This window comes from Nitrospira sp. MA-1, from assembly GCA_032139905.1.
In the GTDB taxonomy this organism is placed as follows: Bacteria; Nitrospirota; Nitrospiria; order Nitrospirales; family UBA8639; genus Nitrospira_E.
Window position 1 is genome coordinate 613,647 of the sequence record JAQJDB010000007.1, and the last position, 17,765, is coordinate 631,411.

Here is a 17,765-nt window from a genome sequence, read left to right on the forward strand (position 1 = left end):
ATTCCCGGTGTGATTTATGGCATCGTTATAGGTAGATCTTCTTTCGTCAACGTTAAAAAATGTGTGGCGCAGGAGATGCAGGGATCATAACTGCGAATCAGTTGTTCGCATTTCATCGCCGTTTCCTGATCGTTGAGATGGAGAATGTCTGGTAACAGTTTTCGAAGATCGTCCTCCATGCGCCGCTGATTTTGGGAGGTCGGTGGCACGATCTTGGCGATGCGAATGGTTCCATCAGCATTGACCTCATAGCGATGATACAGCAGTCCTCTTGGGGCTTCGGTGGCGGCCATACCAATTCCTGCCCGGAGTATCACCGGAACGGCTGAAGCACCTGGCTGTTCATACTGGTCAATGAGGCGAAGGGCTTCGTCAAACGCATAGAACACTTCAACCGATCGTGCCACGATACCCATGGACGCGCGGTTGAACGGGAGAACTAATCCCGTGCTCTGTAAGACGTCTTTGGCCAACAACGAGAGCTGGTCCTGGTTGAGAGCGAGCCGGGCTAACGGCCCTGTGAGAAAAGATTGTCCATTCAATGTGCAGTGGAGGGCATTGGAATAGGGCACCTGTTCTTCATGAAAATGGTGTTCAAACTCCGATGCGGCCATGCGGTGTCCTCGATTGGTGACGACGTCGCCTTCATTCATCGGATATTCAGAAGGCCCCCGAAGGGCGAGGAAGGTATAGGCCTGTTCGGGATCTTGAAATTCAAACCCGCTCACCCATCGGAGGGTTTCCGCAGCGGCATCTCTGGCCCACAGGAATTCGTCTTTCAGCGCATGCAGGGCACTCCTGGTCGGCACTTGAGAGAATCCGCCAATCTTTACCGAAACCGGATGCACCGATCGTCCCCCCAACAGCGTTAACAGATCATTGCCCGCCTTCTTCATTCGAAGCCCTCGCTTCACAAGTTCGGGATGTGAGCGAGCCATCTCAAGCCCGCTGTCGAATCCTAAGAAATCCGGACCCTGGAGCATATAAATGTGCAGAACATGACTTTCGATCCATTCCCCGCAATACAGGAGTCGACGTAAATCGCGAAGGCTTTGGGGCATTACCACATCGAAGATTTGTTCCATGGCATGGACCGCACTCATTTGATAAGCCACCGGACAGATGCCGCAAATACGGGCCACGATATCGGGCACTTCGGTGACGTGACGTCCCTGGAGGAAGGCTTCAAAAAATCGTGGAGGTTCAAAAATCCGGAGTTGAACATCCCGGACCTGACCATCCTGGACGGTGATGTGAAGGGCCCCTTCCCCTTCTACCCTGGCCATCATGTCGATTTTAATGGTTCTGGATTTATCCGGGTTTGTTAGAGGATCGTTCATGTGTCTACCTTCGATTTTTAATGAGAAAAATCAGGAAACATACTATCCTCCGGGAATGATGAAAAATAATCCATCCAGTCCCGTCCTGAGATTCTATGGTTTATGTCAAGCATTGTGTGATCCGCTCTGGATGAAATGTTGTACGGTAATGATGAATAGACCAAGCCGCACGGGCGATTTTGCGAGCGATAATGACCAAAGAGGCCGTCGTGCTCCAACCTTGAGTGCGGTAAGACTCGTAGATGGGTTTCCAGACTGTGGTTTTGATGGCCGACATCGCGGCGTTAAACAGCAAGCGGCGCAACTCGGCGGGGCCGCGTTTGGACAACCGTCGGCGCCCGGTTTTGTGTCCCGAGTCATTCGCCCGCGGATCCAAGCCAATGAAGGCGACGAACGCATCCGCCTTGCGGAACGGCACGCGCTCCAACGTATTGGTCAAGCTGATGCCCACCAAGGGCCCGACGCCCACAATGGTTTGCAACCGTTGTTGCGCCTCCTGATGGTGGGGCGAACAGGCCGCCAGCGCGGCCATGGTCGCATCAATCTTGGCGAGCAAGGCATCCATTTTGCCCATCACCGCCTTGAGTTCGTGGGCAAAGCCACTCAGATGGCGCATCGTCTGCTTGAGCGTGCCTTTGAGGCGGACGATCGTGGCGCGCCGTCGAATGAGCCGATCGAGCTTGCGTTGGTTCGCCGTGGGGGGCGTGTAGGCCCGCAAGCGCGTGTGCTCTTGCGCGATGAGTCTGGCGATCAACTCCGCATCCACCCAGTCGGTTTTGGCGCGGGTGCCCATGGCCTTGGCATAGTGCCGAGTATCCAAGGGATTAAGCAGGAAGACGGTATGACCGTAGGCCTGCGCGAGGTCCGCCAGCAATTCGTGATAGGCGCCGGTGGATTCCAAGCCAATGCGGCTGCCTGCCGGCAGCGATTTGAGCCAAGCCCGCAACGAGCCACGCTGATTGGGAACACTCTGGACCGGGAAGCATGACTCGGCGCAGGCAACCATGACGGCATCTTTGGCCACATCCACGCCGACATTCAGACAGGTGTGCATGATGGTACCCTCCAAAAAGTACGTGAACGATGCTGGGGTGGCACACACCAACGTGAGCTTGCGGGTAAATCGGCGGTCAGGGTCCCTGCCGCGAGATTCCTCATCGACGTTTGTGGTGTGGGTGGGAGAGTTCTCAGGAAGTCTGTCCGCCGTGCGGCAGATGCTAGCCGATGTCCCTCCACCCCGGCTCCTCGTAGCTTCTCAAGAATGCGCTGCAAAACACCATACAAGCGAACCGAAGGAATGGCCGCACGCAGTGAGGAGGACGAGGCGCACTCACCAGTACGTCGAGTCCTACGAACAAGGAGAACGCCGCTGGTGGCCCGTTTCAACATTCCCTATCGGGTTTCCCATGCATCGCTTTCCTGCCGGAAAGGCTGAACCGATCCGTTGATTCCTCGAAATCGGCGAACTATTTCCACGGGAATGAGTTGGAGATGTTCATGGAATTGGTTGGCAAGGGATCGGGTATTTGGGGGCACTCCGGGAATCACTGAATCTTGCTCGGCCGGGCCAAAACATCCATAACATTCCCGACCCATAGCGGGGCAGATGGCCCCGCATCCGGTACGTGTCACCGGTCCAAGACAGGGTAGTCCCTTCGCAACCAGGACGCAGACATGGCCCTGGCGTTTACAGTCCAGACAGACACTATGTGTGGGAATGCTGGGTGTGACGCCTCTCAGTAAATCGGTGAGGACTCGAAGGAGTTGTTGCTTATCGATAGGGCATCCCCACAATTCATAGTCCACCTTGACGTGTTCGGAGATAGGAGTCGAGGTGCTGAGGCTGTGGATGTATTCGGGGTTGGGGTACACGGCTTGCTTGAAGGCCTCCACATCACCCCAGTTCCGAAGAGCCTGAATGCCGCCGGAGGTTGCACAGGCGCCAATGGTGATCAAGGTCGTTGTCTGCTGACGGAGATCGAGCACTCGAGAAAGATCTTCAGGGCAGGTAATGGAGCCTTCCACAAAGGTAATATCATACGGGCCAGGCTGCATCTTGCTGGAGGCTTCAGGGAAATAGGCAATGTCGAGGGCCTCTCCCAAAGCCAGTAGATCGTCCTCCATATTCAGGATGCTTAACTGGCATCCGTCACAAGAGGCAAATTTCACCACCGCAATCCGTGGGCGAGGCCTGGTTGAAAAATTCTGAGTGGCGGCGGTTGTTTCCTTCATGGTAATTGCCAGCTTCTCCTTACTCAAAATGTTCCCTTTGAATAAGGAGCTAGGGGAATATTTTCATTTTCCAGGTCATTTGTGTCGTCTTGTATCGGGAACCAAATTTTTACGGATCATTCCTTCATGCTCTGTTTACACACCCACTTTCCCAAAAAACGGCACCACCCGGTCCAAGCGCATCACGGGCCCGTCCTTGCACAGGAAAAACGGCCCGAGCTGACAATGCCCGCAAAGTCCGATGCCGCATTCCATATGCCGTTCCAACGACACATACATGGCGTCGGGGCGAAGACCTTGATGAGTTAAGGTATTACAGGCAATTCGCATCATGATTTCCGGTCCGCACATCATGACCAGCGTATTGTCCGGGTCCAACCGTAGTTGGTCAAACAATTCGGTCACCACACCCACATGGCTATGCCAGGTCTTGCCGGGTTCATCGCTGGTCAATAGGACCTGTGTGCGGGGTTGGTGGCGCCAGGCATCGAAGCGTTCCCGGTAGAGCAAGTCGTGTGGGGTTTTCACCCCGTGGAGAATGGTCATGGTGCCGTACTCCTCTCGCCTGCGGAACATATATTCAATGGCGCCCACCACCGGGGCGCAACCCAACCCCCCGGTGACGATGAGCACATCCTTTCCTTGCGCTTCCTTCATGGGCCATCCAATTCCAAAGGGCCCACGAACGCCCACGCTCTCACCTATTTGCATCACGCCCAGTACCTGCGTGATCCGTCCCACCACACGAATGGTGTGATCCAGAAATTCCGGCTCGCCAGGGTCCGACACAATTGAAATGGCCACCTCGCCCACACCAAACACATAGAGCATGTTGAACTGCCCCGCCTCAAACCGGAACAACTCCCGATGAGTAGGGTCGGTGAGTTGCAGGCGAAACGTCACGATATCCGTGGACTCCTGTTTCTTGTCCACGATGACAGCCGGATGGATAAGGTAGGGGTTGTGTGTCATAGCTGACTTTAGCCCTCTTGAATAACCCTTTGAAAAAGGAGAACTAAGGGGGATTTATCTGGTCTGGGTTTTTGTCATTTTAGGCCGTGTCATTCCCGGCATCTTTTATCGGGAACCTATCCCCCTTCCGTCATGCCCGAGGTTTGTAATCGGGCATCTATCTTGTTTTCGTTTCGGATGGATCCCCGCTAACTACCTGCGGGGATGACAGAAGTATTTGCTATTCCAGATATCGTTCATCGGGAATCTCATTCAAAGAATGGCTTATCTTAACAAAATAAATTTCTCTGATCTTCCCTGGTGTTGCATATCTTTCAATAAACTCAAAATTCGGTGTAGCCTTTTTCCTCAAAAATATGATGATTGGAGATTCTATTGTTGCTAAAGCAAATTCAAAGCCAATGGGGAGGTCAATGTGATGGCAAAAGGCAAAGGTTTCCCGATCAATTGAGCTGATTGCACCCTTGTCCTTGGTGGGCATCTCCTTGCTGAGTTTGACTTCATGACGGATTGAACAACGAATGTTTACGTTCAATCGATTCTATCTATAATAACCCAAAAAAATCCTACACTGGAATTTGGCTTTCAAGGCATTACGTATCATGGTGGCTTGCTCTTCATATCCTAAATTCATACACTGCCAGCGTTGATGGAAGAAATGTAAAAAATCAATTTTGAACGCCAAGGGGTGCGCATGGACCTGACTGGGAAAACACTCTGGCAAGTTGGAGCTGGCGATACTGATCGATCCTATGGGGACATCTGCATTAAGTATGACGTGATGCTTGCAGGTCCCGGTGAGCTTGGAGAATACGAGAAGGCATGCTATGCGCACCTTGGCCACATCAGAAGATTCTGTCGAGAAGCCCTCAGTGGTGACATCGTTCTCCTCCGGCTCGGAACTGGAGACATTCTTGCTGTTGGTGAGATTGTTGATGATAAAGCGGAATGGCTTAAAGCTTTTGCTGACGTGGATGGTTGGGACTTGCAGCACGTCCGGCGCGTGAGGTGGTTCCCAAACACCAAAAGGGTCTTTCCACCAAGAACACTAGGTGGTCAGGTCAGGACATTTGCTGCAGTGAATGTCGAGGCGGTCAGGACCTGGGTTGAAAGTCTTGCCATTGCAGAGCATGATCGCAATCGTGCTCTTGCCCATGTTCCAGCCGCCGGGACTGAACTTGACCCGGTCGAACTGGCCCGACGTCTATTTATCGAGGGACTGCCCAGTGAACATGTGGACAAGCTTTTGGCGACTTTCTCATCGCTCCAGCGAGTCGCCTCTTGGTATTGGAACGAGACAAAGCGGCCTGAGGGCAGACCTTCGGAGCAGGAAACAGTCTGCTATCTGGTTGTCCCCTTCCTTCTATCACTTGGCTGGTCTCAGCAAACAGCAGCTGTCCAGTGGAACTATGTCGATGTCGCACTTTTCAATGGTATGCCATCAACTGAATCGACTCTTACATGCGTGGTCGAGGCAAAACTTCTCGGTAAATCCGTTTTCTCCCCTCTTGGGCAAGCCCTGGAATATGCACTTCGTCCTGGCCGCGAGCGGTGCAATCGGCTCATCGTGACGGATGGCATTAGGTACGCACTTCATCGTAGAGAAGGTGACAAGTTTGCCTTAAAGGCATACCTCAACATTCTCAACGTACGTGATGGTTATCCGGTATTGGGCTGCGGCGGTGCCGTCGATGCGGTGCTTGGAATGGCGCGATAATTCGATTGTCTAAAAGGCAGGTAGTGGATGGCCCTCCGCGTCAGCCCCTGATGCCAAGCATTAACCTACTGAGAAGCGTCTACGATGCCCCAGCAAAAGTAGCCGTCCAAAGTCAACCTGGCAGGAGTCTGGAGAGCAAACAACGACGGAAACAATAAAAGATAAATATATTTTTCGTTCTTGGGAAGGTGCAATAATGCTTGGTGAGTGGTTGTCTGATGTGAACGTATCTCTCAGCTTGTCGATTCTGATTGCAATCTTGTCTTCCCCTTTAATCCGCCTTCTTCAATGGTTGGAGAAATTCGAGGACAAACTTAAGAAATCTGAATTCACACTTGCTGGGATGCGCATGGCATTCTACAAGAAGATGCTCTTTTACCCCATCATGATAGTGTCGGGTTGGGCGTTTTTGGCCTACTTTTTTCTGCCTTTCGCCGTGTTCGCCACATGGGCGGAAGGTACATTCCAACGCGAAGTCACCTCTGATGACACGAACTTAAAATTCAAAGGTATGGTCATTTTTGCCTGTTGGCTTGTGGTGTTCGCTAAGGTTGGATGGTTTCTGCTTAATGATTTTTTCGCTAAAAATCCGAACCGGGTACCCTCTACGGAGTATTATCAGTCCCCCACGAAAACAAAAATAGATGTTGAGGGAGAATACCCAAGTTATGAGAAAGATGAATTATGGAAATTCAAAATTAAGGATCTATTTCCACATACTGATAATTTATCTAGATATGTCCTCATGGTACTAACAGCTAATGAAGATCTTTCAAATTTTGAGCGATTGAAATATTTATTGGAGAGTAAAAGCGCATCGTTAGGAAATGATGAAATTACACTGACTAAACAGGAAAGGAGTCAATTTTTTCTGTATAGGCTAAGGCTCGGATTCTTGCACAATGTTTGGAATGAGATCTTTGAGAAGGGACAAAATACTTCATCGTTTGCGGTTGCTATATCAGAACTTGATAGTGAGGTCTCGCAATCCTATGAAGAATTTCGCCGGACAATTTTTTCTTGTCGAAGGACCAAGGGAATCTTGGAAAAAATTCGGAACGAATCCTCCTTCCATTACGACCAGAAGAAATTCAATGAAGCTCTTGAAATTGGGGCAGAAAACCCAGGAGAAATTATTGTAGAAGAGGTAGATGCCCATTTTATTGTTGCCTACCACGTGCTCGATCTGGTTCAGACTGGACGCCTGTCTCCTGCGGAAATCGCAAAGGTTAGGGAGGAGATAGAATTAATTCAAAACAAATTCCATGCATTTGTGGCTGTGCTATTCCCTGCCTACCTTAGGAAGCGTTCATTAATGGGCAAGGTTGAGGTCACAAGAAGTTGAAAGTAAAGTGGGAATTCTCTCTGTAGCGGCTTCTTTTATTTAAAAACTTCGAGTTCCAAATGAGCAAACTCGTTAGGGCATACTCAACTTGGTAAGTAGGCTTGGTTTGACATCATAAGCAAAAAAATACCCGTCGTTCTGACCAGCGTTGAAAAATATCCGAACTTGAATCGAGGGACAGGGTTGTGGTTGGGTGAGGCGATTCATTTCGTCAAAAAGTCGAAGGGTCGCGCCATGAAGTGGATTTTGTCAAGCCCCAAAGGGAGACTTTGGAGGCAAGAAAATAGCCTGTCCCTTTCTATTAAACGGAAAACGTGATCCGTATCAAGCTGTGATCACCAGTGGTTGCTCACTCTCCTCCTTCGCGACCACTCCGCGCAGTCGCCATCAATCGGGCATTGTAGCCACATGTTAGCATGATCCCGGCCAACGTCTGTGACTTGTTGGCTTCATACGTATTGGGGTATTCTTCGGTCATGGCTATAACTTGGGAACAATTGGCCGAGCAGGCCATGAGTCTACCGACGGAATCGCGGGCGCGGTTAGCGGACCTTCTTGTGGAAAGCTTAGATGCCGATGAACTAGGGCAGATTGATCGCCTGTGGGTTGCAGAGGCAACACGCAGGCGCGATGAAGTACGAAGCGGGCACGTCGCGCCGATCCCTGGAGACGAAGCTCTTCAGAGGGTGCGAGACGACGTTCGCCGATGAAATGGGATTTCCACCCGGAAGCTCTGGAGGAATATCGGGAGGCAGCTCTTTACTACGCCGAGCGTGATCCGACGCTTGCTCTGAAATTCCTCGACACTGTTGAGGATGCCATCCGACGAATTATCGAATCTCCAGAACGGTATAGGATCCTCGATGAGGATGTCCGACGTTGTCTCACCCATGTCTTCCCCTATGGGGTTCTGTTTACCATAGAACCGGAGTCTATCCTCATTGTGGCTGTCATGCATTGTAGCCGCGAGCCGGGATACTGGAAGCGAAGAATCCCACCAGCCTAACAAGCGACCGAGCACGTATAATGCCTCCCGAAGTTAAGGAAAGATTAAATGGGAAGGCGTGATTATCATTGGCAATTTTCATTTCAAAGCGTTGCGGTTTATCAGAAGGAGGACAAGCCGTAGGCTTCATTTGCTCTTGAAGATGCCAGGCTTATCACAGGGCAGAACCCGGCATCCGGCGGTGCCGTTGCTGAATTCCTGATAGCGGTACTTCGAAAAGTGCCTGAGAGGGCATTCCATTGTACGCAACACTCGTTGCGGTGGTCTCGCGCCGGTTACCTTGTCACCCTGCTCGGAGGGAAATCCCATGCAATATGTCATACCTAAGAAATTTGCTATTCCTCTGAATCGCCAAGAGGTTTTTCAGTCATGGAGTCATCGGGGGTATTCGTGCGATCTGTTTGTTGATCCTCCCGGTCGGGAGTGGAATGATTTCGTTCATTCGACCAACGAGCTGGTCACCGTTGTTGAAGGGAAATTGCGAATGACCATTGAGGGCGAAGAGATTATCGCGGAACCCGGAGATGAGGTATTCATTCCGAAAGAAGCCTGTCATTCGGTAAAAAATATTCATCATGCGACGACCACATGGTTGTATGGGTATGATTGAAAGCATAAAGCTTGAGTGTCGTCGGTCAGATTCCGTCTGCTGAATGGTGAACGATAGATGAAAATCATACGTCCTGGGCGGCGAAGTCGTCCTGCTGGGCACAGATCCTTCGCCGTTGGCTCAGGATGACAATGTGATTAATGCCTAACCGAATCAGAATGTGTTCGTTCAATTTCTAAATGGTGATATCGAAGGTTTTGCAAACAATCCGTTACGAACGATTTACGATCCATGATGCGATTTATCCGTTTGTCCGACTACACCTGGTGGATCTGGTTGTGCCTCGCCTGTTGCTTACTGGCCGGCCTGCTCGTTGACCCGACTTACTTCTTTCTAGCTATTCTCATCTCAACCATTCAAGCCTTGGTTTTTTTTGCACGCGAAGAAAATGCCTCGTCTTTTCCAGCGCAACTTCGTCTCGCGTATCTGCTTCTCCTCGTCGTGCTGTATCTGCCGCCACTTCGATTCCTTTATTGGGTTCCGGCTATTGGTACATTGATCCTGTGTTTCACCGGGTACTGTCTGCTGGCACGCGGGCTTTCCTTGCTCCCATGGAACCGGGATTCGCCTCTGACAGTTCAGGAAGTTGTCAGGACCTTCAGTGTTCCTCCTAATCTTGATGTCACTCTGCGAGGCAAACCTGCATCCGGGTGCCCGGGTGGAGTGTGTTCACTGGAAGTGCAAATCGGCAAGTCCGCAAAGGCCTGAGGAGGCGATCACCGATTTGTTAGGGTACCGGGGAAATTTAAATGTGGATGGAGAAGCACATGGGATATCGTATTTCAAATTGGGGATTCTTTCTGAATTCATTGGTGTTGATTACGTTGGATGGAACGTAGCCATCCTGAAGGCTGCATGATCAATCTGTGATAATTGAGAAATCATGGTCCTCTCACAAATTCTGGTGCCTGGAATTCACATCATTGGACGTAGGTTCAAGTCCCGATTCCGATGGCTTATTTCGGTTAGAGGTTTCGTACGCAGGGAGTGTTGAATAATAATTTTCAAGGGCATATTAACCCACAGGCACGTTGCATATGAGGCCTCGGGGCTGTTCAAAAAAGTTGTCCAGCAAGGCCGCAATCATTTTTGCGCGCAGAGCGTACTTCTAGTACGTGAGCACGGAAAAATGGCGAGAACGCCGCTGGCGGCATTTTTCAACAGCCCCATGCAGTATTCATTCACTTTACACAACATAGGAGAAGACTATGGCGAGTGTCGGCTATCACGAACCCATTGAGGAATTGTCCGATGAAACACGCGACATGCACAGAGCGATTGTCTCGTTGATGGAAGAGCTAGAGGCCGTTGATTGGTATAACCAGCGCGCGGATGCCTGCAATGATGCAGACCTCAAAGCCATTCTTCAGCACAATCGAGACGAGGAAAAGGAGCATGCTGCGATGGTGTTGGAATGGGTTCGCCGCAAGGACCCTACATTCTCCAAGCATTTGAAGGACTTTCTGTTTACAGAGAAACCCATCGCACACAAGTAGCCAGGCAATGTCGATTGGACCGATCTAAGTCAGGATTCACTGCATTTGGGGTTATTCGGGTGGCTGGCAGAGGGCATGGACTTCCTCGGTGAGGTCAATGCCTACCGGATACCAGTTGGTGGCCTTTTCAACATTGAAACCATGGAAGTTTTTGGGATAGAACCTCCATGATTTTGTAGGCGTTTTGGTGTTATGACGCTAAAGCGCCATCATGCCAGTATCATAAGGAGGTGAAATTCCATGGGGACAAGTTCTAAACGGTCGACAGTCTACTTTGATGAGAATCTCCATGCGGCTCTAAGACTAAAGGCCGCGCATACTCACCGATCCGTATCTGACATCGTCAATGATGCTGTGCGAGCAGCTCTCGCGGAGGACCAGGAAGACCTGGCCGCGTTCCAGCAGCGGGCTGGGGAGCCTACTCTCAGTTATGAAGAACTGCTGAATGATCTCAAGGCTCATGGCCAGTTATAGGCTGACATTCAAAAAGTCGGTCACCAAAGATTTTCGTTCCACCCCTAACAACGATGTTTCTCGTATTCTCAAGCGTATTGAAGGTTTAGCGGATCACCCATGCCCGGTCGGTAGTGAGAAATTGTCGGGACAGGAAAAATTTCGAGTTCGCCAAGGAATATATCGAATTATTTATGAGATCCGGGACGAGGAGCTCGTGGTTATCGTGATCAAAGTGCGGCATAGACGAGAGGTCTATCAGGACAAGTGAATTTTGCTTCGTCTCGAATCAATTGGAAAGCGCAATCGGCTCACGTCAATCTCGTTTGTTTCGCCAGTGCGCAACTGGTTACGAGGGTTGCTGGCAGAGGGCGTGGACTTCTTCGGTAAGGTCGATGCCCACCGGGCACCAGGTCATACAGCGTCCGCATCCGACGCACCCCGACATGCCGAATTGGTCGATCCATGACCCTAATTTGTGAGTCAGCCACATGCGATACCGGTCTTTGGTGGTGGGCCGGAAGTTTTTCCCATGAATGTATCCGTGATCCGAGGTGAAACACGAATCCCAGACCCGAGCATGTTCCGACTGTTGGTGGTCCAGAGTTGGAGTTTCTTCCACCCCATGACAAAAGCAAGTAGGGCAGACCATCGTACAGTTGGTGCAGGCGAGGCATCGTGCGGCCACCTCGTCCCATCTGGAGTGATCGTGGGCCTCATATAAACTATGTGGTAGCGAAGCATGCGGAATGGTCCGCGTTTGACTGGCTGCGCAGGCGGCTATCCGTTCATCGTCCTGCTGAATCCGGGCTTGAGATGCCACGGCGCAAGCCAGTTGATCCAATACTTCCAGTCCAACGATACTTCCTGCTTGAATTGCAAAGTCTTCATCGGCCTCCGTCAGGCTGAGATCGTACCCTCCTCGGGCTTTTGGCCCCGTGCCCATTGAGGCGCAAAAGCATGTCTCCAGTGCCCTTGTGCAGTTGACGGCGATGAGGAAAAGATTGTTCCGTCGCTGTTGATAGTAGGGATCAGGATAGGGACCTTTCAAAAAAATCTGATCTTGAATCCCGAGTCCTGCGAGATCGCATGCCCTCACTCCCAGCACGGCGGTTCGTGGTATGTCAGGAATGATCTCTTTGGCAGAAAACGTTTTTTCGTTGCGGTCCAGGACTAACAGGGTTTCTCGTGGCGAAAACACCAGCGGCTTGAGAGACTGTGGGCCGTGAACGATATTGAAATACCGGGCGCTGGGGTCTGGTTCCAGTCGATAGTTTCCTGGATGTTGCTGGTCCTTCCATCCGATCGGGAGGTCTTCTTCCCGGGTAATTTCGTCCCATTGAATCGCGCCGTTAGAAAGGACCGGACCCAGGATCCGATAGCCAAGGTTCTGGAGAACCTGAATCAGTTGTGAAAAATCCTTGCGGAGTAGGAGCGCTGGCGGAGAAGGTTCAAAAGATTCGGTAGCCATGATTGCCTTTTAAATTACTGTTGAATATTTAAAATTTTTTCCGTTTCCTCAACCTATGAGGGACCGAGGCTCCCAGAGAACCGTTATCGAGTTTTCAAAAATGCCCGTCTACTCCTGTCATGAGGCTTCTCGCAGGGAAGGCCGCAGCCACTTGGGCGAGCGGAGCGTATGGAGAAGTACGTGAGCACGGCCAAATGGCGAAAACGCCGCTGGCGGCCTTTTTCAACACTCCCTTTAACTTACAGTCCAATGTAACCCCGGAGGATGTTGTAATCGTATGCGGGTTGGCCAGTGCGTCGCCGACCCGGATCATGTTGTTCCATTTGGTCGATGATGGCCGCAACCTCTTTCGTGTCCTGTTGCGCAGAGCAGAAATGCCGGGGGCTTTGTCCTTTCAAAAGCGGGGAAGGTGTTTCGGCCCAATCCAAATAGACGGTTTCAAGCAACGACGCGAGGATCTGTTGCTCTTCTTCTTGGGAGACAATGGTGGGCGGAAGGATATAGGTGTCTGATAAGAGATCAACTTCAGGAGTCCGATGCTGAGGGGAGGCAATGGTCTCCCCCAGGAAGTGGAGTGAGAAGCCAAATATTGCCGCCAGTTGATGCTTGACGATATTCAGCCGGTCTGGAGCATCGGTTTCCACACATAATTGTGTGGGCGTCAAGGTGAGGCGGGCGACAGGGGATTCTGTGTCACCGGATGGGTTCTGTGGCGGGAGCCATACCCACGTTAAGGTGTCGGACCCTGAAGCGGATGGCACCGGCTTGCCGGCGTTTTCCTGCATGGGAGTGAATTGATCAAAGCCACGAAGCCCGTCAGCCAGTGCGCGGAAGTCCTGGTGTTCATACAGAGCGATGGCATAGAGAAAGGTTTCGCCTTGGGTATTTCGATAGTCCATCTGTGAGTCGACGACTGTCCAGGCTCCTCGTCGCACCTTGGCGACACTCCACATCATTTCATACCCGTAGCTCTTGGCAAATTCTGCCCATTCTGAAAGGGCGAAATTACCTGTGCCAATCTCGATTTCCTGTCTTCTCTCATTGGTCAATTTAAAGACGGCTTTTCCCATGCTGGCCGAAAAAACGAGTGGGGGACCAGGTAAACGTATGTCGGCCAATCCCCGAAGGAGCCTGGTGAGCAGGATCTGTCCAATTTTGTATGGAACCGGTGTCGCGTGGGGGAGAACATCAAATATCTGTTTATCTCCCAACGATTGCAGACGGGTCTGAGTCCCCTGCTTTCCGTAAGCCATCTCTTGCACCTCGAGCAGATCCATGTAGGAATGTCGCAAGGAATCCAGCCAGACCCGTTCCTCTTGCGGGACATGTTCCGTCACCAGGTCTCGCACTTGCTCGATGAGAGAAGCATGGCCGTCAGTCGGGAAATAATCAGCATAGAGGTACCACTTGGCCAGGTCCTCTTCTTCCGGCAAAGGAGCCAAGGGAGGAACCATGAGTGGATGGAAATAGGGCTGAAGGGCGTGGCTGAGGGCCAGTTGTCGCTGTATCTGAAAGTCCGGTTGGAGCGATTGATGCTCCAATCGGGTTAACAGACTTCGAAGGCCTTCTTCCGATCCGGCAATAGGGTGAGAGTGATGGTCTGCCATCGTCACAGGTTCAGGGTTTATGTCGGAGAGGATGTGGTCTTGCCATTGGCGAGCGATGGATGATGCCCTCCCTCGAATTTCGGACTTTTAACTGTGAGGACAGGGTAGGGGCTTTGTTCAAGCACCTTATAGGCTGTGCTGCCCAGGATCATACGGGTCAGTCCTTTTCGACCATGGCTTCCCATGACAATAAGATCGGCTTGCTGGATGGCGCTGGTTTCCAGGATGCCGTCAACAGTTGGCTTATCGAGTAATTCATATCGTGCGGATAAGCCCTGTTCGGTCAGGACGGCGGTGAGATCAGCCAACCGTTTTTCGACCTTATCCCGATTGGTTTTTTCTTGAAGCGGATGAGTCAGAGTAAAGTCCAAACTATAGGACAAGGGTTCAATGGCATGGATCAGGGTCAGAGGCACATCAAACCATTTCGCAATTTGGATCGCATATTCATAGGCCTCCATGGAGCAATCGGAGAATTCTAAAGGCAGAACGACTTGTCGTGGGAGGATTTGTAGGGGATGCATCGCCGAGATATCTGCTGATTCCCGGTGCGGAATGGACAGAACCGGGCATGGGGCTCGTTGAATGACCCGTTCCGCCACGCTTCCGAATAACACGCGATTGATTCCGGTCCACCCGTGGGTTCCCATCATAATTAAATCGCATTTTTTCTCCCTGGCAACCTCGCAAATGCATTCAGACGGCAGACCGGCCATTAGTTCCATGGATGCCTTTGGAACCTGTTGCCGAGCCTCGGCCAGGAGTGTTTCCAACTCTTCCCGCGCCACCTTGCGTTGTTCATCCAGGAATTGTTGGGCGACTCCGGCGTCAATATCCAGCCCCGGTTGCAGGGAATGGACGTGGAGAATGGTCAGTTGGGCTTCAAAGACTTTTGCCCATTCCACCGCATATCGAAAGGCAGGGGCGGAGCTTGGTGAAAAGTCGGTAGGAAACAATACATGGGTTACGATCTTGACCATAACGGTATTAGCCTTTCGCCTTAGAGTGAAAGCCGGAGAGCACTCTCAGAAATTCTAATAGCTCGGGCACCCGACCACAACCCGTAGGTTAATGCAGAGGTTGCCGATTATACGGCGTCCACGGTCAGGAGGAGAATTTCCCCTTTCATCTCCTTATGGATCGAACATTGAAATTGGAATCGACCCGAGTGATTAAGCATCAAATGGATTGATGCCGCCTGGCCGGGCTCAAGAAGGACGCCTTCCACCCCTTTCCCATAGGTTATGACGCCGTTGCTATCGACATGGGTCAGAGTATGTAGGAACATGTCTGATCCAAAATCATGGCGTACCGTATCTTTGTTTGTGATGTAGATAATGGTCTCTGTGTCCAGTTGAAGAGGCATCTGGGTGGTTTGAAACGTGTATCCCTCTATGGTCACTTTCACTTCCTGTAGGGGTTGCGCGCTGGATCGAGGAATCCCTCCTATGAGAAAAAATCCAAGGAAAAGTATCCCAAACTTACGAAATAGATATTCTCCAAGACTGTGCATGTGTGGATTGTCTTCCTTCTTTTAGAGTGATCTTTTCCACTCACTTTGCGTTGATTGGTCTTATGCCCATCCCGGAAAACCAGGGCTCCCCTTCCAAAGCAGAAGGGGAGCCCGTTTAATCATGAAACCTTCACGGCAATACTTTTTGGTTTTGCCCGGTCGCTTTTCGGTAAATGCACTTGCAAAATACCCTCCTTGAATTCGGCAGAGACTTTCTCCGGGTCCGCATCTTCAGGGATGGTGAAGCTTCGTGAAAAGCTTCCGTAGGCTCGCTCGATCCGATGGTACTTTTTCTCCTTCTCTTCCTTTTCATATTTTCGTTCACCGGAAATGACTAACACATCGTTTTGTACGCCGATTTTAATTTCATCTTTTTTGACCTCGGGAAGCTCGGCTTTCACCACATATTCTTTTTGATCTTCTGTGATATCTACCAGAGGAGCCCATTCGGCGACGCGCAATGCTTCTTGACGTTCCCCTTCTTTTCTGACCGGTGCTCGGCCGAACAAGGTTGAAAGCCGACCTTGTAATTCATCCATTTCCCGAAAAGGATCCCAACGTGTGATGGCACTCATCTCGTAACCTCCTTTTTTATCCTGGAAGAAAATTTTCGATCATACCTAAACCTGATATAAAGCAATGGATATGCCAACAGTTGTATGGGAGAAGCGACTACAGGTTTCCTGCAAAATCCTTCCTTGAATATGCTCTGTCCCATTTCCTTGGTAGCAGTTCGCCTCATTCTGTCTGAACAACCCTGTAGCAGATGGCATCAGTAGGAAAAAGGAAGCCGTTCTTCACGTTTCGGAAGGTCTACCGGACAATCAATACCGGGCATGGAGTCTGGTGTAACACGGCATTCGAAACGCTTCCCATCAAAAATCGCGAGAACCCTTTCCGGTCATGCGTCCCCATCATGATCAAGTCGGATTGCGAAGCCTTGGCCTGTTCGAGGGTGGCATAGGCGGGATCGCCCATCCCGACATGGGCTTGAGAGGCATAGTTCATCCGGGTGAGCCGGTCAGTGATGGTTTTCATGCGTTCCTGGGCTTCTTCTATGGCTTGAGCTTCCAGGGCGTCTGATTGTCCCACCGTGGTTGGCCAGGACAGCTGAGGTTGTGGCCAGACCGCGAACACCTCGACCTCAACCGGTTGTCGAAACGGTTGGAGTGCCAAAAATTGTAGGGCGAGGTCTGCATCCTCTTGACCTTTAATGGGGAGAAGAATTTTTTGTAAGCGAGTCATGGAGGTTTTCACGATCAAGGTTGGACACGGCGCATGCATCAGAACCCGATGAGACACGCTCCCGAGAATCAGCTTTTTGACGGGACCAAGACCCCTGGCTCCCAACAGGATCAGATTGGATTGTACTGACTGTGCTGTTTCAATAATCACGTCGACCGGATGTCCGATTTGATGAAGCCGCTGCACATGGGAGAAATCGGCAGGAAGATGTGCTTGGGCCTCATCGAGAATTCCCTCTCCTTCTTTTCGCAATTGGGTTTTGATCTCTTCCTGGGCTTCAGTTCTGAGATCCGGCGTAATCATCGGGTAGTTGAAATCGGGAAGTTGTAGCGCATGGACCAGCGTCAATTCTTCAGGCGGCTTAAAATGTGCAAGAGCTTCAACAGCAAAGGTGGAACAGGTTGAACCATCAATTGGAACGACAATTTTCATGGGATCTCCCTTTTTAAAGTTGTACTCCTTGTCATACCTTGTTTAGAGGCAACAAGAGGAATGCCTCTGTGATATCACAAATTCTCCATAGCGGTGTAATTTTCCCTGAAGCTTTAGTGCGCAATCAAAATAGGATGAGACGTGTTGGATCATGTGGGGCAAATTGCTACAGTGGTGAAATTCCAAATTGGTGAAAAAGGCTACAGAGAGGAGTGGCTACATTGCCGCCTCTGGTTACCACGAGAGTAGATAGAAGTGTCATCGAAGGGAAATATACCTTATCAGGGTGGACGGAGTCCGTTACCTTTATAAATAGTGGTTAGTTA

General features: G+C 50.8%; 21 protein-coding genes and 1 pseudogene. 11 read left to right on the forward strand and 11 right to left on the reverse strand.

The features are described 5' to 3' along the window. Positions 1-14: 14 nt before the first annotated feature. A complete protein-coding gene (locus tag PJI16_15510; GenBank protein MDT3778973.1) occupies positions 15-1,340 on the reverse strand; it encodes a Ni/Fe hydrogenase subunit alpha in 1,326 nt (441 codons plus the stop codon). Between the two features lie 100 nt (positions 1,341-1,440). After that, complete coding sequence (locus PJI16_15515; GenBank protein MDT3778974.1) at positions 1,441-2,394, reverse strand: transposase; 954 nt, start codon at positions 2,392-2,394, stop codon at positions 1,441-1,443. On the opposite strand from PJI16_15515, the gene PJI16_15520 reads away from it, so the two are divergent. Beyond that, entirely contained in the window at positions 2,393-2,788 is a 396-nt protein-coding gene (locus PJI16_15520) for a hypothetical protein (protein MDT3778975.1), read from the forward strand. The genes PJI16_15515 and PJI16_15520 overlap by 2 nt on opposite strands. Here PJI16_15520 and PJI16_15525 read toward each other — a convergent pair. The 3 genes from PJI16_15525 to PJI16_15535 all read right to left on the reverse strand — a co-directional run bounded on the left by PJI16_15525 (position 2,733) and on the right by PJI16_15535 (position 5,025). Further along, the gene (locus tag PJI16_15525; GenBank protein MDT3778976.1) at positions 2,733-3,572 is read right to left on the reverse strand and encodes a hypothetical protein; all 840 of its coding nucleotides are present in this window, start codon (positions 3,570-3,572) and stop codon (positions 2,733-2,735) included. The two genes, PJI16_15520 and PJI16_15525, sit on opposite strands and share 56 nt — an antisense overlap. Before the next feature lie 135 nt (positions 3,573-3,707). Continuing rightward, positions 3,708-4,544: an FAD/NAD(P)-binding protein gene (locus PJI16_15530; protein MDT3778977.1), complete on the reverse strand. Its 837-nt coding sequence runs from the start codon at positions 4,542-4,544 to the stop codon at positions 3,708-3,710. 220 nt (positions 4,545-4,764) lie between these two features. Then, on the reverse strand, positions 4,765-5,025 hold the full coding sequence (locus PJI16_15535; GenBank protein ID MDT3778978.1) for a hypothetical protein: 261 nt from the start codon (positions 5,023-5,025) through the stop codon (positions 4,765-4,767). 213 nt (positions 5,026-5,238) lie between these two features. On the opposite strand from PJI16_15535, the gene PJI16_15540 reads away from it, so the two are divergent. The 10 genes and pseudogenes from PJI16_15540 to PJI16_15585 all read left to right on the forward strand — a co-directional run bounded on the left by PJI16_15540 (position 5,239) and on the right by PJI16_15585 (position 11,442). Beyond that, on the forward strand, positions 5,239-6,261 hold the full coding sequence (locus tag PJI16_15540; protein ID MDT3778979.1) for a hypothetical protein: 1,023 nt from the start codon (positions 5,239-5,241) through the stop codon (positions 6,259-6,261). A gap of 196 nt (positions 6,262-6,457) precedes the next feature. Continuing rightward, positions 6,458-7,606, forward strand: coding sequence for a hypothetical protein (locus PJI16_15545; protein MDT3778980.1), 1,149 nt, complete (start codon positions 6,458-6,460; stop codon positions 7,604-7,606). Positions 7,607-7,720: 114 nt separating this feature from the next. Continuing rightward, positions 7,721-7,825, forward strand: a pseudogene (locus PJI16_15550) (type 1 glutamine amidotransferase domain-containing protein). A gap of 257 nt (positions 7,826-8,082) precedes the next feature. Next, positions 8,083-8,316 carry an addiction module protein gene (locus tag PJI16_15555; protein ID MDT3778981.1) on the forward strand — a complete coding sequence of 78 codons (234 nt, stop codon included), beginning with the start codon at positions 8,083-8,085 and terminating at the stop codon, positions 8,314-8,316. Further along, positions 8,313-8,612, forward strand: coding sequence for a type II toxin-antitoxin system RelE/ParE family toxin (locus tag PJI16_15560; GenBank protein MDT3778982.1), 300 nt, complete (start codon positions 8,313-8,315; stop codon positions 8,610-8,612). The genes PJI16_15555 and PJI16_15560 overlap by 4 nt, the downstream gene beginning before the upstream one ends. 307 nt (positions 8,613-8,919) lie before the next feature. Beyond that, a complete protein-coding gene (locus tag PJI16_15565) occupies positions 8,920-9,222 on the forward strand; it encodes a cupin domain-containing protein (protein MDT3778983.1) in 303 nt (100 codons plus the stop codon). A gap of 231 nt (positions 9,223-9,453) precedes the next feature. Next, a complete protein-coding gene (locus PJI16_15570) occupies positions 9,454-9,930 on the forward strand; it encodes a hypothetical protein (protein ID MDT3778984.1) in 477 nt (158 codons plus the stop codon). Between the two features lie 500 nt (positions 9,931-10,430). Further along, positions 10,431-10,718: a ferritin-like domain-containing protein gene (locus tag PJI16_15575; protein MDT3778985.1), complete on the forward strand. Its 288-nt coding sequence runs from the start codon at positions 10,431-10,433 to the stop codon at positions 10,716-10,718. A gap of 240 nt (positions 10,719-10,958) precedes the next feature. Beyond that, the gene (locus PJI16_15580) at positions 10,959-11,192 is read left to right on the forward strand and encodes a CopG family transcriptional regulator (protein ID MDT3778986.1); all 234 of its coding nucleotides are present in this window, start codon (positions 10,959-10,961) and stop codon (positions 11,190-11,192) included. Then, positions 11,179-11,442, forward strand: a complete 264-nt coding sequence (locus tag PJI16_15585) for a type II toxin-antitoxin system RelE/ParE family toxin (protein ID MDT3778987.1) — start codon at positions 11,179-11,181, stop codon at positions 11,440-11,442. Before PJI16_15580 ends, PJI16_15585 begins: the two co-directional genes overlap by 14 nt. 78 nt (positions 11,443-11,520) lie before the next feature. Here PJI16_15585 and PJI16_15590 read toward each other — a convergent pair whose 3' ends face one another. The 6 genes from PJI16_15590 to PJI16_15615 all read right to left on the reverse strand — a co-directional run bounded on the left by PJI16_15590 (position 11,521) and on the right by PJI16_15615 (position 17,439). After that, positions 11,521-12,642 carry a 4Fe-4S dicluster domain-containing protein gene (locus tag PJI16_15590; protein MDT3778988.1) on the reverse strand — a complete coding sequence of 374 codons (1,122 nt, stop codon included), beginning with the start codon at positions 12,640-12,642 and terminating at the stop codon, positions 11,521-11,523. Between the two features lie 239 nt (positions 12,643-12,881). Next, a complete protein-coding gene (locus PJI16_15595; protein MDT3778989.1) occupies positions 12,882-14,249 on the reverse strand; it encodes a hypothetical protein in 1,368 nt (455 codons plus the stop codon). A 17-nt stretch (positions 14,250-14,266) separates the two neighbouring features. After that, positions 14,267-15,229, reverse strand: a complete 963-nt coding sequence (locus tag PJI16_15600; protein MDT3778990.1) for a universal stress protein — start codon at positions 15,227-15,229, stop codon at positions 14,267-14,269. 107 nt (positions 15,230-15,336) lie between these two features. Further along, positions 15,337-15,762: a hypothetical protein gene (locus PJI16_15605; protein MDT3778991.1), complete on the reverse strand. Its 426-nt coding sequence runs from the start codon at positions 15,760-15,762 to the stop codon at positions 15,337-15,339. A 119-nt stretch (positions 15,763-15,881) separates the two neighbouring features. Then, positions 15,882-16,337, reverse strand: a complete 456-nt coding sequence (locus PJI16_15610) for an Hsp20/alpha crystallin family protein (protein MDT3778992.1) — start codon at positions 16,335-16,337, stop codon at positions 15,882-15,884. A gap of 238 nt (positions 16,338-16,575) precedes the next feature. After that, on the reverse strand, positions 16,576-17,439 hold the full coding sequence (locus PJI16_15615; protein MDT3778993.1) for a universal stress protein: 864 nt from the start codon (positions 17,437-17,439) through the stop codon (positions 16,576-16,578). Positions 17,440-17,765: the final 326 nt, after the last annotated feature.

Excerpts from the sequence above, each read along its gene's own strand:
- PJI16_15615 (MDT3778993.1), bottom strand. The coding sequence starts at position 17,439 with ATGAAAATTGTCGTTCCAATTGATGGTTCAACCTGTTCCACCTTTGCT.
- PJI16_15510 (MDT3778973.1), bottom strand. The coding sequence starts at position 1,340 with ATGAACGATCCTCTAACAAACCCGGATAAATCCAGAACCATTAAAATC.
- PJI16_15530 (MDT3778977.1), bottom strand. The coding sequence starts at position 4,544 with ATGACACACAACCCCTACCTTATCCATCCGGCTGTCATCGTGGACAAG.
- PJI16_15555 (MDT3778981.1), top strand. The coding sequence starts at position 8,083 with ATGGCTATAACTTGGGAACAATTGGCCGAGCAGGCCATGAGTCTACCG.
- PJI16_15575 (MDT3778985.1), top strand. The coding sequence starts at position 10,431 with ATGGCGAGTGTCGGCTATCACGAACCCATTGAGGAATTGTCCGATGAA.
- PJI16_15590 (MDT3778988.1), bottom strand. The coding sequence starts at position 12,642 with ATGGCTACCGAATCTTTTGAACCTTCTCCGCCAGCGCTCCTACTCCGC.
- PJI16_15520 (MDT3778975.1), top strand. The coding sequence starts at position 2,393 with ATGATGGTACCCTCCAAAAAGTACGTGAACGATGCTGGGGTGGCACAC.
- PJI16_15535 (MDT3778978.1), bottom strand. The coding sequence starts at position 5,025 with ATGCCCACCAAGGACAAGGGTGCAATCAGCTCAATTGATCGGGAAACC.
- PJI16_15540 (MDT3778979.1), top strand. The coding sequence starts at position 5,239 with ATGGACCTGACTGGGAAAACACTCTGGCAAGTTGGAGCTGGCGATACT.
- PJI16_15605 (MDT3778991.1), bottom strand. The coding sequence starts at position 15,762 with ATGCACAGTCTTGGAGAATATCTATTTCGTAAGTTTGGGATACTTTTC.
- PJI16_15595 (MDT3778989.1), bottom strand. The coding sequence starts at position 14,249 with ATGGCAGACCATCACTCTCACCCTATTGCCGGATCGGAAGAAGGCCTT.
- PJI16_15580 (MDT3778986.1), top strand. The coding sequence starts at position 10,959 with ATGGGGACAAGTTCTAAACGGTCGACAGTCTACTTTGATGAGAATCTC.
- PJI16_15565 (MDT3778983.1), top strand. The coding sequence starts at position 8,920 with ATGCAATATGTCATACCTAAGAAATTTGCTATTCCTCTGAATCGCCAA.
- PJI16_15570 (MDT3778984.1), top strand. The coding sequence starts at position 9,454 with ATGATGCGATTTATCCGTTTGTCCGACTACACCTGGTGGATCTGGTTG.
- PJI16_15585 (MDT3778987.1), top strand. The coding sequence starts at position 11,179 with ATGGCCAGTTATAGGCTGACATTCAAAAAGTCGGTCACCAAAGATTTT.
- PJI16_15545 (MDT3778980.1), top strand. The coding sequence starts at position 6,458 with ATGCTTGGTGAGTGGTTGTCTGATGTGAACGTATCTCTCAGCTTGTCG.
- PJI16_15525 (MDT3778976.1), bottom strand. The coding sequence starts at position 3,572 with ATGAAGGAAACAACCGCCGCCACTCAGAATTTTTCAACCAGGCCTCGC.
- PJI16_15610 (MDT3778992.1), bottom strand. The coding sequence starts at position 16,337 with ATGAGTGCCATCACACGTTGGGATCCTTTTCGGGAAATGGATGAATTA.
- PJI16_15515 (MDT3778974.1), bottom strand. The coding sequence starts at position 2,394 with ATGCACACCTGTCTGAATGTCGGCGTGGATGTGGCCAAAGATGCCGTC.
- PJI16_15560 (MDT3778982.1), top strand. The coding sequence starts at position 8,313 with ATGAAATGGGATTTCCACCCGGAAGCTCTGGAGGAATATCGGGAGGCA.
- PJI16_15600 (MDT3778990.1), bottom strand. The coding sequence starts at position 15,229 with ATGGTCAAGATCGTAACCCATGTATTGTTTCCTACCGACTTTTCACCA.